14 protein-coding genes are annotated in these 13,120 nt (G+C 77.8%); 6 read left to right on the top strand and 8 right to left on the bottom strand.

Annotation, left to right across the window (positions count from 1 at the left end; genetic code table 11):
- A partial coding sequence (locus tag ACRYR7_RS20120; RefSeq protein WP_432573896.1) for a SpoIIE family protein phosphatase occupies positions 1 to 312 on the top strand: 312 nt, incomplete at its 5' end.
- Here ACRYR7_RS20120 and ACRYR7_RS20125 read toward each other — a convergent pair.
- The 5 genes from ACRYR7_RS20125 to ACRYR7_RS20145 form a co-directional block, all read right to left on the bottom strand.
- Positions 303 to 2,099, bottom strand: a complete 1,797-nt coding sequence (locus tag ACRYR7_RS20125) for an AMP-dependent synthetase/ligase (RefSeq protein WP_432573908.1) — start codon at positions 2,097 to 2,099, stop codon at positions 303 to 305. The two genes, ACRYR7_RS20120 and ACRYR7_RS20125, sit on opposite strands and share 10 nt — an antisense overlap.
- A gap of 208 nt (positions 2,100 to 2,307) precedes the next feature.
- Positions 2,308 to 3,000 carry a TetR/AcrR family transcriptional regulator gene (locus tag ACRYR7_RS20130; RefSeq protein ID WP_432573897.1) on the bottom strand — a complete coding sequence of 231 codons (693 nt, stop codon included), beginning with the start codon at positions 2,998 to 3,000 and terminating at the stop codon, positions 2,308 to 2,310.
- A 149-nt stretch (positions 3,001 to 3,149) separates the two neighbouring features.
- Positions 3,150 to 3,941, bottom strand: coding sequence for a carbonic anhydrase (locus ACRYR7_RS20135; RefSeq protein ID WP_432573898.1), 792 nt, complete (start codon positions 3,939 to 3,941; stop codon positions 3,150 to 3,152).
- Positions 3,942 to 4,225: 284 nt separating this feature from the next.
- Complete coding sequence (locus tag ACRYR7_RS20140) at positions 4,226 to 5,158, bottom strand: LLM class flavin-dependent oxidoreductase (RefSeq protein WP_432573909.1); 933 nt, start codon at positions 5,156 to 5,158, stop codon at positions 4,226 to 4,228.
- A gap of 117 nt (positions 5,159 to 5,275) precedes the next feature.
- Entirely contained in the window at positions 5,276 to 5,800 is a 525-nt protein-coding gene (locus tag ACRYR7_RS20145) for a MarR family winged helix-turn-helix transcriptional regulator (protein WP_432573899.1), read from the bottom strand.
- A 66-nt stretch (positions 5,801 to 5,866) separates the two neighbouring features.
- Between ACRYR7_RS20145 and ACRYR7_RS20150 the strand changes: the two genes are divergently transcribed.
- The 4 genes from ACRYR7_RS20150 to ACRYR7_RS20165 all read left to right on the top strand — a co-directional run bounded on the left by ACRYR7_RS20150 (position 5,867) and on the right by ACRYR7_RS20165 (position 9,141).
- Positions 5,867 to 6,166: a hypothetical protein gene (locus ACRYR7_RS20150; protein WP_432573900.1), complete on the top strand. Its 300-nt coding sequence runs from the start codon at positions 5,867 to 5,869 to the stop codon at positions 6,164 to 6,166.
- Positions 6,167 to 6,223: 57 nt separating this feature from the next.
- Complete coding sequence (locus tag ACRYR7_RS20155) at positions 6,224 to 6,634, top strand: TIGR03618 family F420-dependent PPOX class oxidoreductase (protein WP_432573901.1); 411 nt, start codon at positions 6,224 to 6,226, stop codon at positions 6,632 to 6,634.
- 250 nt (positions 6,635 to 6,884) lie between these two features.
- Positions 6,885 to 8,399 (top strand): glyceraldehyde-3-phosphate dehydrogenase, encoded by a 1,515-nt coding sequence (locus ACRYR7_RS20160; RefSeq protein ID WP_432573902.1) that lies wholly within the window; start codon positions 6,885 to 6,887, stop codon positions 8,397 to 8,399.
- A 7-nt stretch (positions 8,400 to 8,406) separates the two neighbouring features.
- Positions 8,407 to 9,141 (top strand): Mut7-C RNAse domain-containing protein, encoded by a 735-nt coding sequence (locus ACRYR7_RS20165; RefSeq protein ID WP_432573903.1) that lies wholly within the window; start codon positions 8,407 to 8,409, stop codon positions 9,139 to 9,141.
- Here ACRYR7_RS20165 and ACRYR7_RS20170 read toward each other — a convergent pair.
- Together ACRYR7_RS20170 and ACRYR7_RS20175 are read right to left on the bottom strand one after the other, a co-directional pair.
- Positions 9,122 to 9,871, bottom strand: coding sequence for a hypothetical protein (locus tag ACRYR7_RS20170; protein WP_432573904.1), 750 nt, complete (start codon positions 9,869 to 9,871; stop codon positions 9,122 to 9,124). The two genes, ACRYR7_RS20165 and ACRYR7_RS20170, sit on opposite strands and share 20 nt — an antisense overlap.
- Entirely contained in the window at positions 9,868 to 11,964 is a 2,097-nt protein-coding gene (locus ACRYR7_RS20175) for an MMPL family transporter (protein WP_432573905.1), read from the bottom strand. Before ACRYR7_RS20175 ends, ACRYR7_RS20170 begins: the two co-directional genes overlap by 4 nt.
- A 78-nt stretch (positions 11,965 to 12,042) precedes the next feature.
- Here ACRYR7_RS20175 and ACRYR7_RS20180 point away from each other — a divergent pair, with 78 nt between their 5' ends.
- On the top strand, positions 12,043 to 12,567 hold the full coding sequence (locus ACRYR7_RS20180; RefSeq protein WP_432573906.1) for a MarR family winged helix-turn-helix transcriptional regulator: 525 nt from the start codon (positions 12,043 to 12,045) through the stop codon (positions 12,565 to 12,567).
- A gap of 64 nt (positions 12,568 to 12,631) precedes the next feature.
- Here ACRYR7_RS20180 and ACRYR7_RS20185 read toward each other — a convergent pair whose 3' ends face one another.
- Positions 12,632 to 13,018 (bottom strand): universal stress protein, encoded by a 387-nt coding sequence (locus ACRYR7_RS20185; RefSeq protein ID WP_432573907.1) that lies wholly within the window; start codon positions 13,016 to 13,018, stop codon positions 12,632 to 12,634.
- Positions 13,019 to 13,120: the final 102 nt, after the last annotated feature.

Consider the following 13,120-nt stretch of genomic DNA (forward strand, 5'->3'; position numbering starts at 1 on the left):
CCCCCGCGCCCGATGCTCGGGCTGGGGTTCGGCCCCACCACCGGCCTGGACGCCGAGACGGTGCGCCTGCCGCTGCCCGCGGACGCGCTGCTGCTGCTCTACAGCGACGGCCTCGTGGAGCGCCGCGAGAGCGGGCTGGCGGAGACCACCGCCACGCTGGCGCGCGCGGCCACCGCCGCGGCCGCGCACCTGCGCCGGGAGGAGGGCATGTCCGCGCTGGCGGACCACCTGCTGACGGCCGTGCCCGGCGGCGCCGGGGACGACACCACCCTCGTCCTCGTGCGCCCAGACCGGGAGCGCCCTCAGGAGTAGACGGCCTCGACGTCGGCGGCGAAGGTGCGCAGGACCTCGGCGCGGCGCACCTTCAGGCTGGGCGTCAGGCACCCGTTGCCGGCGCTGAAGTCCTCGGCCAGCACGCGGAACCGGCGGATCGACTCCGCCCGGCTGACGGAGGAGTTCGCGGCGTCGACCGCGCCCTGCAGCTCGGCCAGCACCGCCGGGTCGCGCCGGGCGGCGGCGACGTCCAGGCCGTCGCGGCCGTGCAGCCGGCACCACGTCGCCAGCGCCTGCTCGTCGAGGGTGAGCAGGCACGCCACGTACGCCTGCCCGTCGCCCACGACGACGGCCTGCGAGACCAGCGGGTGGGTGCGCAGGCGGTCCTCCAGCGGCGCGGGGGCGACGTTCTTGCCGGCCGCGGTGACGATGATCTCCTTGGCGCGCCCGGTGATGGTGAGGTTCCCCGCCGCGTCCAGGGCGCCGAGGTCGCCGGTGCGGAACCAGCCGTCGCGGAACGCCGCCGCGGTCTCCTCGGGGCGGTTGAGGTACCCGGAGAACACCCCGATGCCGCGCACCAGGATCTCGCCGTCCTCGGCGATGGCGACCTCGGTGCCCGGCAGCGGCAGGCCGACGCTGCCGACGTGCTGGTCGCCGGGGCGGTTCACGCACGCCGGCGCGGCTGTCTCGGTCAGCCCGTACCCCTCGAACACCGTCAGCCCGGCGCCGCGGAAGAAGTGGTTCAGGTGCTCGCCCAGCGAGGCCCCGCCGGAGACCGCGCGGGTCAGGCGCCCGCCCAGGGTGGTGCGCAGCTTGGAGTACACGAGGTGGTCGAACACCGCGTGCTGCGCGCGCAGCCGCCGCCCGGGGCCGCCGGCGTCCAGCGCGCGCGAGTACGCCACCGCGGTCGCCTCGGCGCGCGCGAAGATGCCCGCCTTGAGCTTCCCGCCGGCGGCGGCCTTGTCCCGCGCGGCGTCGTGGACCTTCTGGAACACCCGCGGCACGGCCAGGACGAACGTGGGCCGGAACGCCTGCAGGTCCGCGACCAGTTCACGGGTGTCGGGGGCGAAACCCATCCGCACCCGCGTCGACAGGCACAGCACCTCCACGAACCGCGCCAGCACGTGCGCCAGCGGGATGAACAGCAGCGTGGAGGCGCCCGGTTCGTCGAGCATGTCCGGCATCACGGCGTGCGCGTTGCGGACCAGGTCGACGAAGTTCGCGTGGGTGAGCACGCAGCCCTTGGGGCGGCCGGTGGAACCGGAGGTGTAGACGATCGTGGCGGTGCTCGAGGGCCCGGCGGCGGTGCGGGCGGCCTCCAGGGCCTCCTCGCCCACGCCGGCGCCGGCGGCCGCCAGGACCTCCAGGCCGCCGTCCTCGATGCTCCACGTCTCGCGCAGCGAGGGCACCTGATCGCGCACCCCGGCCAGCAGCGCGGTGTGCTCGGTGTTCTCCACCACGCACGCCACCGCGCCGGAGTCGGAGAGGATCCACTGCACCTGCTCGGGCGAGGAGGTGTCGTACACGGGGACGACGACGGCGCCGGCGAACCAGCACGCGGCGTCCACGACGGTCCACTCGTAGCGGGTGCGCGACATCAGCCCCACCCGGTCGCCCGGGCGCACCCCGGCGGCGATCAGCCCCTTCGCCACCGCGCGCGCCGCGGCGGCGAACTCCGCGACGGAGACGTCCACCCACGCGCCGGTGGCGTCCCGGCGGCTCACGCACACCGCCGAGGGGTCCTCGCGCTCCCAGTCCAGGACGAGGTCGCTGAGGTTGCCCGAGGCCGCCGGCGGTACCGCCGGCGGGACGGCGACGCTGCGCAGCAGACCCGCCGCGGGCGCGTCGGTGGGCGCGGTGGGGGCGGTGGCGCGCGACGTCGTGGAAGCGTCGGCAGGCGTCATCGGCTGCTCCTCGTTCGGTGCCGCCGGCCGCGTCCGCGCAGCCGCAGCGGCTCGTCCCGCGTCGACCGGCCGGCCACGCCCGACGGCGTAACACTGGTTACGCCGATGATGCGCCCGCCCCCGGGCGCGGTCAAGCAGCCCCGCCCGGACGGCGGCGCCCACCGCCCCCCGCCGCGTCCCCCGCCACGCGCGGCAGCCACCCGGCCAGCTCCGGCAGCAGCACCATCAGGTCCGGCGCGTCCTCGTCGAGGGCGTCGGCCACGGCCTGCCGCGCGGCGTACAGGGCGGCCACGTAGGGCCCCAGCGGCACGGCGGCGCCGCTGCCGGGCGACCAGCGCTCGCGCTCGTCGCGCAGCAGGCGCGCCAGGCCGGTGACCGCCTCGCGGCGGCGGCGGCGCGCGGGGCGGCCCAGCGCGTCCATCTCCACCGTGAACGCGAAGGCGCTCACCGGGTCCCGCTGCAGGGTCGCCAGGTACGCCTCGACGAAACCCGCCACGAAGGAGGGCCAGTCGGCGGCGCGGGGGTCCCCGCGCCGCAGGGCCGCGCCCACGACGGCGATGAAGCGGTCGTAGGCGGCGCCGATGCAGTCGTCCTTGTCGGTGAAGCACTCGTAGAACGCCGCCCGCGACACCGAGGCCCGCGCGCAGATGTCCCGCACGCTCGCCCCGCGGTGACCGCCCCCGGCCATCAGCTCGGTGGCGGCGATCATCATGCGCTCGCGCTGCGCGGCCACCACCCGCTCCGCGGGCAGGTCGTGCCGCCCGCGCGGCAGCGCGGGCGGGCGCGTGAAGAACACGCCGTCGACGATGCCGTCCCCGCTCACCCTCGCCCTCCGTCCCGCGCCGCCGGTGGTGCGCGGCCCAGTCTCCACGCCCCGCGCCCCGGCGGCCCCCGCGGCGCCGGGACGGGCGGGGACGGGCCGGGACGGCGGCGACGGGCGGGCGAGCGGGGCGGGCGAGCGGGACGGGCGGCTCAGAGGAAGGCGACCTCGCCGTCCTGCAGGTCGTAGGTGGCCCCCACCACGCGCAGGCGCCCGGCGTGCACGGCCTCGGCGAGCACCGGGTCCGCGGCCAGGGCCGAGACGCCGTCGAGCACGTTCAGGCGCACCGCCTCGCCGAGGCGGTGCGCCTCGTCGGCGCCGGCCAGCGCGCGCTGCGCGGCGGGCCGGATGGCGTCCACGAGGGAGTCGATCGCGGTCCCGGACGGGCCGGCCCCCTGCTGCAGGGCCTCCAGGGTCGCGCTCACCGCACCGCACCCCTCGTGGCCGAGCACCACGAGCAGCGGCACGTGCAGGTGCTCCACGCCGTACTGGATGCTGCCCAGGACGGGCGGCGCGACCACCTGGCCGGCGGTGCGCACCACGAACAGGTCCCCCAGGTCCTGGTCGAACACCAGTTCCGGCGGCACGCGCGAGTCGGCGCACGAGAGCACGATCGCGAACGGGTGCTGCCCCGAGGCGATCCGCACCCGGTGCGCCGCGGTGTGGGCGCTGTGCCGCTCGGGAGCCGCGGCGAACCGCTCGTTCCCCCTGCGCAGCAGCTCCAGCGCCTCGTCCGGGTCGCTGATCCGCTCGGGGCGCTCCTGCGCGGCCGGCGCCGCCGGTGCGCGCTGCGTCCCGCAGGCGGTCAGCAGCGTCCCGCCGCCGAGCACCGCCCCCCAGCGGAACAGCCCGCGCCTGGTGGCCCCCTGCTCCACCGCCCCCGCCGTCCCCCCGGCCGCGGTGCGGCGGGTGCGTGCGGGCAGCGTGGATCCCTCGGTCTTCATCGGTCCCCCTCCGGTGGTGCCGCGCGACCCCCCGCCGCGCGGCGCGCACGTCCCCCCGAACGTGCGACCGGAACGCTAGCGGCACGCTCCCCGGTCATCGCGGGATTTTCTCCCGCCCCGCCCCGCCCCGAGCGGCGTCAGATCCCGGCGGCCGGGTTCCAGGGGTCGGGTTTCAGCGGCCGGGTTCCGGGGGTCGAGTTTCCGGGGTCGGGTTTCACGGGCCGGTTTCCGACGACCGGGTTCCGGCGGTCGGGTTCCGGCGGTCGGGTTCTGGCGGCCGGGCCTCACAGCACGGCGGCGAGGTCCTCCAGCGCCTGGACCGGCTCGCCGGCGGGGATGAGCACGGCGCTGGTGACGCCGGCGGCGAACAGCTCCTCCAGGCGGGCGCGGGCCTGCTCGGGGGTCCCGGTGACGGCGAGCCGGCGCACCCACTCCTCCGGCAGGCGGCGGGCGAACTCCTCGGGGGTCCCGGCCTCGCGGCGCAGCGCGGCGAGGTCCGCCGCGAACGGCAGCGGCGCCAGGTGCGGGGCCCAGTCGGGTTCACCGATCCACTGCAGGCCGGCGCGCACGGCCGCCACGGCGGCGGCGCCGTCGGCGTGCACGGCGGCGGCGTTGTAGGCGACGACGCGGTGCGCGCCGGTGGCCGCGACCTGCTCCAGGGCGGCGCGCGCGTACTCGGGGGTGACGGGCTCGGCCAGGACCGTGCCGTCGGCGACGCGGCCGGCCACGGCCAGCGAGCGGGGACCGCGGACCCCGGCCAGCAGCGGCGGCACCCGCTCCGGCACGCACGCGGGGTCCAGGCGCACCCCGCGCAGCCGCACCGGCCCGTCCTCGCCGGTGTCGACCTCCTCGCCGCTCAGCAGGCGCCGCAGGGCGTCGAGGTGGTCCTCGAGCAGCCGCAGCGGGCTGGCGGGCCACTGCCCCACCGAGCGCATCCAGGCCGGCATGCCGTGGCCGACGCCGACGTCGAGGCGGCCGGGGAAGAGCTGCGCGAGGGTGGCGACCTCCATCGCGGCGAAGGCGGCGTTGCGCGCGCCGGCGGGCAGCACGCCGATGCCGACGCGCAGGCGGGAGGTGGCGGCGAGCACGGCCGCGGCCTGGGTGAACCCGCCGCGGAAGCCGAGGTCCTCCACGACCCACAGCTCGTCGAACCCGAGCTCGTCGGCGCGGCGCGCGAAGGGCAGGACCCCCGCGGCGTCGAGGTCGCGGGGCAGCATCACGCCGATGTGGCCGGAGCGGGGCACCGGGGCTCCTGTCAGAGGGGGTCCGAACGGTCCCGCGGAACCGTAGCGGGGCCTCCCGCGGGCGTCCACGGCCGCCCGGCGGGGGCGCGGTCAGCCGGCGTCGGCGGCGGGTGCGGCCGCGGTACCCGTCGCGGTGCCCGTCGCGGTGCCCGCGGCGGCGATGACGCGGGTGAGGCCGTCGCGCAGCGCCTCCAGCTCGGCGACGTCCACCCCGAGGCGCTGCACGACCTGCGCGGGGACCCGCTCGGCCCGCTCGCGCAGGCGCCGGCCCCGCTCGGTGAGGGAGACGGCCAGGGAGCGCTGGTCCTCGGGCAGCCGGTCGCGCTGGACGAGCCCGGCGGCCTCCAGGCGCTTGAGCAGCGGGGAGAGGGTGGGCGGGTCCAGGGCCAGGGCCTCGCTGAGCTCGCGCACGGACATCGGCTCGCGGCCCCACAGCGCGAGCATGACGAGGTACTGCGGGTGGGTCAGGCCCATCGGCTCCAGCACGGGGCGGTAGACGCCCAGCACGCTGCGGGCGGCCACGACGAGGGCGAAGCAGACCTGCCGCTCCAGCGCCAGCGGGTCCTCCGCCGCTGCGGGACGTGTCGCACCGGTCCGGTCCGCGCTTGAGGTCACACCCCCAGCGTACGATGATTAGTGCACGAACCGTTAACCCGCGAAAGATCGAGCTGAGGACCCGACATGCCCTTCGACGACACCCGCGGCCTGCCCGCCCACCTGCAGCGGCCGCGCTCGAAGAACAAGTGGATCGACCTGGTGCTCGACGCCGTGTTCTCCTTCACCGGCCCGGCCCAGGTCTCCGGGGCCGACGAGGGCCCGCAGCGCGGCCCGCGCACCGAGGAGGAGGCCCGCAGCGGGTACGCGCACTGGGAGCGCATCACCGTCGGCGGGCACAGCTACCTCGTCGAGCGCAAGGACGGCGCGGCCCCCGCGGGCCCGGCGGCCCCGGCCGGCGAGGGCGGCGGGCGCGAGACCGCCTGAGGGGACCGCCGTAGCATCGCCGGGACCGCAGCACCCCCGACGTGACGGAGCCCCACCGTGGCCACACCCCCCCTGCCCCAGGACGTCGCCGCGCTGTTCGCGCAGCCCAACCCGGCCGTGATGGCCACGATCCACCCCGACGGCCACCCCGTCAGCGTGGCCACCTGGTACCTGCTCGAGGACGACGGGCGGGTCCTGCTGAACTTCGACGCCGCCCGCGCGCGCCTGCGACACCTGCGCGAGGACCCGCGGGTGTCCCTGACCGCGCTGGCGCGCGACGACTGGTACACCCACGTCAGCGTGCAGGGCCGCGTCGTGGAGTTCCGCGAGGACCCCGACCTGGTGGACATCGACCGCCTCTCCCGGCACTACTTGGGCAGCGACTACGCCACCCGCGACCGCGCCCGCGTCAGCGCGCTGGTGGAGGTCGAGCGCTGGCACGGCTGGGGCGCCGCCCAGCAGCGCTGAGCACCCCGCACCGCGCACCCGCCCCCGCGCGGCGCCCCGCGAACGGGTCGCCGCGCGGGGGCGCTGCCGTCTCCCGGGGACCGGTGAGTCGTTCGTCACGCCGCCCCCGGGACCGTTGCCCGCCGGCGCCGGCGCTCGTTACCGTCCCGGGACCGCGGTGCACCCGCCGCGGGTGCAGCACCCACGTCCCCGCACCGGAGCAGGGAGATCCCCCCGTCGCCGGGCGAGGCACCGCGAACGGCAGGAGAACATGCCCGACACCGCGTGGTCGACGAAGCTGGCGCTGGCCGAGGCCATGGTGCCCCTCATCGGACGGCTCTACCGCGAGAACGGCGTCGTGGTCACCGTCCACGGCCGTTCCCTGGTCGGCAAGTCCGTCATCGGCATCGTCAAGGCGCACCGCTTCGCCCGCCGCCTGGACGACGTCGAACTGCCCCTGGAACCCGGCCTGGAACTGCTGCGGGTGCTGTGCCGGCTGGCCCCGCCCCCGGCCTCGGTGGACCTGGCCCGCCTGCAGCTGCACCGCAGCGGGGCCGCGGACGCGCCCCTGGAGGAGCGGGTGCGCGCCGCGCTGGAACCCGTCCTCGCCGCGCACGGCGGCACCACCACGGGCGCGGGCACGGGCGCGGGCGCGGACGCCGCCGCGGGCGCGAGCCGGGACGTGGTGCTCTACGGGTTCGGTCGCATCGGCCGGCTGGTGGCGCGGATCCTGCTCGAGCGCGGCGACGACCCGCACGGGCTGCGCCTGCGCGCGATCGTGGTGCGCCGCGGTTCGGCCGACGACCTCGTCAAGCGCGCCGCCCTGCTGCGCCGCGACTCCGTGCACGGCGCGTTCGCCGGCACCATCACCGTCGACGAGGAGGGCCGGCGGATCGTCGCCAACGGCACGGCGATCCAGGTGATCCACTCCGACGACCCCGCGGGCGTGGACTACGCCCGCCACGGCATCCGCGACGCCCTGGTCATCGACAACACCGGCACCTGGCGCGACGAGGAGGGCCTGTCCCGGCACCTGCGCAGCCCCGGCGCGGCGCGGGTGCTGCTGACCGCGCCGGGCAAGGGCGCGGTGAAGAACGTCGTGCACGGCATCAACGAGGGCACGATCACCGAGCGGGACCGGGTCGTCTCGGCGGCCTCGTGCACCACCAACGCCATCACCCCCGTGCTCAAGGCCGTCAACGACCGCTTCGGGGTGGTGCACGGGCACGTGGAGACGGTGCACTCCTTCACCAACGACCAGAACCTCATCGACAACTTCCACCGCGGCGACCGGCGCGGGCGCTCGGCGGTGCTGAACATGGTGCTCACCGAGACCGGAGCGGCCAGGGCCGTGGCCAAGGCGCTGCCCGAACTGGCCGGCAAGCTCACCGGGAACTCCATCCGGGTTCCCACCCCGGACGTCTCCCTGGCGATCCTGAACCTCACCCTGGCGCAGGAGGTGAGCAGGGCGCAGCTCAACGAGCACCTGCGGGCGATGTCGCTGGAGTCGGCGCTGCAGGACCAGATCGACTACGTGGACTCCCCCGAGGTGGTCTCCACCGACTTCGTGGGCACCCGCAAGACCGGGGTGGTCGACGCGCTGGCCACCATCGCCGGCGCCGACGGGGCCGCGAGCGCGAACGTCGTGCTCTACGTCTGGTACGACAACGAGCGCGGGTACTCCGAGCAGGTCGTGCGGGTGGCGGAGTCGCTGCTGGGCGTGGTCAAGCCCGTCGTCCCGCCGCTGCGCGCGGCGGCGCCGGAACCGCAGCCGGCGGGCGCCTGAGGCCGGGGTGCCCGGCGCGGCGCAGGGGACCGTCGAGCTGACGGTCGACGACGTCCTGCTTCCGCTGCTGCCGGCGCGGGCGCGGCGGGCGGGCCGGCTGGTGGTGCCGCACGAGGCGCACGCCAGCGCCGGGCACGTCGTGCAGGCCGCCGGGGTGCCGCTGACCGAGGTGGGTGCGCTCACCGTGGACGGCGCACCGGTCCACGCGACCGAGCGCCCGCCGGCGGGTTCGGCGCTGCACGCCGGCGCGGTGGTGCGCCCGCAGCCGGTGCCCGCCGGGGGTTTCCTGCTCGACGTGCACCTGGGCAGCCTGGCGCGCCGGCTGCGGCTGCTGGGGCTGGACGCGGCGTGGTCGGCGCACGCCGACGACGCGGACCTGGTGGTGCGGGCGGCGGCTCAGGACCGGGTGCTGCTCACCGCCGACCGGGGCCTGCTGCTGCGCCGGGCGCTGCCGCGCGGGGCGCTGGTGCGCGGGGCGGGGGCCGACGAGCAGCTCGCCGACGTGCTGGACCGGTTCCGCCCGGCGACCGCGCCGCTGACGCGGTGCACCGCGTGCGGGGCGCCGCTGCGCCCGGCGGCGGCGCAGGAGGTGGCCGCCGAGGTCCCCGAGGGCACGCGCCGCAGCTACGGGGAGTTCTCCCGGTGCACCGCGTGCTCGCGGGTGTACTGGCGCGGCGCGCACGCCCGCCGCATCGACGAGGTGCTGCGGCGGGCGCAGCGGCTCACCGGCGGCGGGGGCTGAGACGGGGGCCGGGACGCGGGACGGGACGGGAGGGCCGGCGGCGCCGGGCCAGCACCGCGACCACGACCGCCAGCACCAACCCGCCACCGGCCAGGACCGCCAGCCCGGTGGCGCCGGCCGCGACGGTGGAGACGAGCGCGCCCAGCAGCGCCCAGGCGCCCGCGGCCGTGAAACCCGCGCTGCCGCGGAACAGCAGCGCACCGGCCGACACGGTGAGCGCGGCGCCCGCCAGCAGCACCGCGAGGACCGCCCGGGAGGGTTCCTGCAGCTGCGTGGCGGTGTTCACCCACACCGCCGCCGCGCTCCACCCGGCGTACGCGCCGAGGGTGCAGCGCACGAGGGCCGCGTCGGCGCGCCCGGTGCCCGGGTCGACGGTGACGGCCCGGCGCAGCGCCACGGCGAGCGCCAGGAGCATCCCGGCGAACACCGGGACGGTCAGGGCGGGGGCCCGGTCGGCGGCCAGCAGCCACAGCGCGAAACCCACCTGGGCGGCGGTGAGCGGCGCGCGCACCGCGCGGAACAGCGGGGAGGCGGCGCGGGCGGGCGCCAGGCCGCGCACCGCGACGGCCAGGCAGCCGATCACCACGAACCCCCAGACGGCGAAGAACGGCCCGGGCGGCACGACGACCGGGTCCTGCCCCGAGCCCTGGTCCAGGCCGGCGGCCAGGGGGCTGAGCGCCTGCAGGACGGCCGTGGCCGCCAGGAGCGCGCGCCCGGCGGCGTCGTTCACGGGACGAGCACCCGGTGCCGGGGCGCGGCGGCGCGCCGCACCCGGCCGGGCCACCAGAACCGCTCGTCGAGGACCGACACGAACGCCGGCACCAGCAGGGTGCGCACCAGCAGCGTGTCCAGCAGGACGCCCACGCACACCACGACGCCGATCTGGGTGAGCGTGATGAGCGGCAGGACGCCCAGGACGGTGAACACCGCCGCCAGCAGCACGCCGGCGCTGGTGATGACGCCGCCGGTGACGGCCACGGCGGTGCGGATGCCGTCGCGGGTGCCGGCGGTGGCCGCCTCCTCCTTGGCGCGGGTGACGAGGAAGATGTTGTAGTCCACGCCCAGGGCGACGAGGAACAGCAGCGAGAGCAGCGGCACGCCGGTGTCCAGCGCGGGGAAGCCGAACACGTTGGTGAACAACCAGGTGCCGGCGCCCAGCGCGGCGGCGTAGGTGGCCAGCACGGTGGCCACGAGCACCAGCGGGCCCACCAGCGCGCGCAGCAGGACGACCAGGACGGCCAGGACGACGACCACGACGAGGGGGCCGACGACGAGCAGGTCGCGCGCGGTCGCGGCGCGCTGGTCGAGGGCCTCGGCCTCGGTGCCGCCGACGAGGGCGTCGGCGCCGGGCACGTCCGCCAGCGCCTCGCGCAGCCGCTGGACGGTCTCGCGGGAGGCGGCGGAGCCGGCTTCGGCCTCGATGCGCGCCTCGACGCGCACCAGGTCGCCGGAGGCGCCGGCCGGCTCGGCGGAGGCGATGCCGGGCACGGCGCGGGCGGCGGCCAGGACCGGGTCGGCGGCGGCCGCGCGCGCCACGACCTGCGCGGGTTCGGTGCCCTGCTGCGGGTAGTGCTCGTCGAGGGTGGCGGCGCCGTCGACGGCCTCGGCGGAGACGCGGAACTGCTCCGTCTGCGACAGCCCGAGCTTCGCGCCGCTCAGGCCGGTGCCGAGCACGGCGAGCAGGACCACCGAGACGGCGACCACGGGCCAGGGGCGGCGCACGACGCGGTCGGCGATCCGGGCCCAGCCGCCGGTGCGCGAGCGGTCCGCGGAGCCCACGCGCGGCACGAACGGCCAGAACAGCCCGCGCCCGCAGACCACGAGCGCGGCGGGCAGCACGAGCAGGCCGAACACCCCGGCGACGACGATCCCGAGGGCGGCGTCGATCCCCAGGGAGCGGTTGGCGGGCAGCGCCGCCACGAGCAGGGTGAGCAGCGCGAGCACGACCGTGGAGGCGCTGGCGAGGATCGCCGGCCCGGCCCCGGCGAGCGCGCGGCGCATGGCCAGGCGCCGGTCGGGGGTGCGGCGCAGCTCCTCGCGGTAGCGGGCGATGAGCAGCAGGGCGTAGTTGGTGCCCGCGCCGAAGACCAGGACGCTGGTGATGCCGGTGCTGGAGGGGTCGGCGGGGGTGCCGCCGATCCGGTCCACGACGGTGAGCAGCCCGGCGGCGGTCTGGTCGCCGACGCCGACGACGGCCAGCGGCACCAGCCACAGCACGGGGCTGCGGTAGGTCACCAGCAGCAGCAGCGCGACGACGCCGGCGGTGACCAGCAGCAGGCGGGTGTTGGCCCCGGAGAAGGAGTCGGCGATGTCCACGCCGAACGCGGGGCCGCCGGTGACCTGGGCGCGCAGGCCGGCGGGCAGGTCGGCGCGGGCGGCGGCGCGCACGTCGCCGACGGCGCGGGCGGCCTCCTCGTCGCTGGTGCCGGCGGCCAGCGGCACCACGGCCAGCAGGGCCTCGCCGTCCTCGGAGGGCACCGCCGGGGAGGCGGGCCCGCCCACGGCCAGCGGGGCCAGGCGCTGGACGGCGGCGGCGACGGCGTCGCGCTCGCCCGCCCCGACCCGCCCGCCGTCCTCGCGGGTCCACACCACGAGGACGGGGGCGGTCTCCTCGCCGGGGAAGGCGTCCAGGAGCCGTTCGGCGCGGGCGGACTCGGCGGCGGCGGGCAGGCTCCCGCCGGCGGCCTGCGAGGGCGGGGCCTCGCCCTTGCCGACGGCCACGGCGCCGGCCAGCAGGACGGCGGCGGCCAGCACGAGCCAGGCCGTGACGCGGCCGGTGACCAGGCGGCCCACCGTCCGCGCGAAGAAGGAGTCGTCGGACACGGGCGCCCCAGTCGTCTCAGTCGAAAAGAAGTTCAGTCACTGAGATTTATAGCACCGCGGGGGTACCCTGGCCATCCGATGAGCAGCCAGTCCCCCGAGCAGCCCCCCGCGCCGGCCGCGCCGTCCATGTACCGCCGGCGCGACACCCCGCGCCTGCGCCTGCAGGCGCAGGTCCTGGACCTCGTGCGCGACCTGGGGACCCAGGCGCAGCGCGTCGCCGACGACTTCGCCGCCCGCCGCGGCCTGCACCCCACCGACGTGCGCGCCCTGATCCACGTCATGCGCCGCGAGGGCGGGGGCGACCCGATGACCACCGGCGAGCTGGCCAGCGCGCTGGGCGTCAGCTCCGGGGCGGCCACCGGCGTCGTGGACCGCCTGGAGCGCGCCGGGCACCTGCGCCGCGAGCGCGACGGCGCCGACCGCCGCAAGGTGCACCTGCGCTTCGGCGAGCACGGCGCCGCCGTCGCGGTGGAGTTCTTCGGCCCGCTGGGCCGGCGCAGCGACGAGCTGATGGCCCGCTACGACGACGCCGAGCTGGAGGTCGTGCGCCGCTTCCTGGGCGACATGACCGACGCCCTGCGGGCCCACCGCGCCGACGGCTGAGCGCCGCCGGCGCGGCGGCTCCGGGCGCCCGCTCCCCCGCTCCCCGGGCGCCCGCCCCCCGCGCTCAGGCCGTGGCGAGGGGGGCGCCCGCGCTCTCGACCCGCGCGGCGCCCGGCCCCGGGGCGCGCAGGTCCAGGGTGCGCGCCCGGGCGGGCACGACGACGACGGGCACGTGCGCGCGGTGCAGCACGGCGCGGCTGGTCGAGCCCAGCAGGGCCGAGCGCAGCGCGCCGTGCCCGCCGGCGCCCACGACGAGCAGGCCCGCGTCGCGCGAGCGCTCCACGAGCACGTCGGAGGCGAAGGCGTCGACCACCACGGCGACCTCCGCGGTCAGGCCGTGCAGGTGCCGCAGCGGCTCCACGGCCGCCTCCACGAGCGCGCGCACCCGGGCGCGGGCCGCGCGCCGGGCCGCGAGGTGGGCCTCGGGGTCGGTGACGGCCAGGTGGTCCACCGGCAGGGGGGGGGGGGGGGGGGGGGGGGGGGGGGGGGGGGGGGGCGGGGGGGGGGGGGGGGGGGGGGGGGGGGGGGGGGGGGGGGGGGGGGGGCGGGGGGG

This window comes from Kineococcus gurbantunggutensis (genome assembly GCF_050871925.1).
Lineage (GTDB): Bacteria > Actinomycetota > Actinomycetes > Actinomycetales > Kineococcaceae > Kineococcus.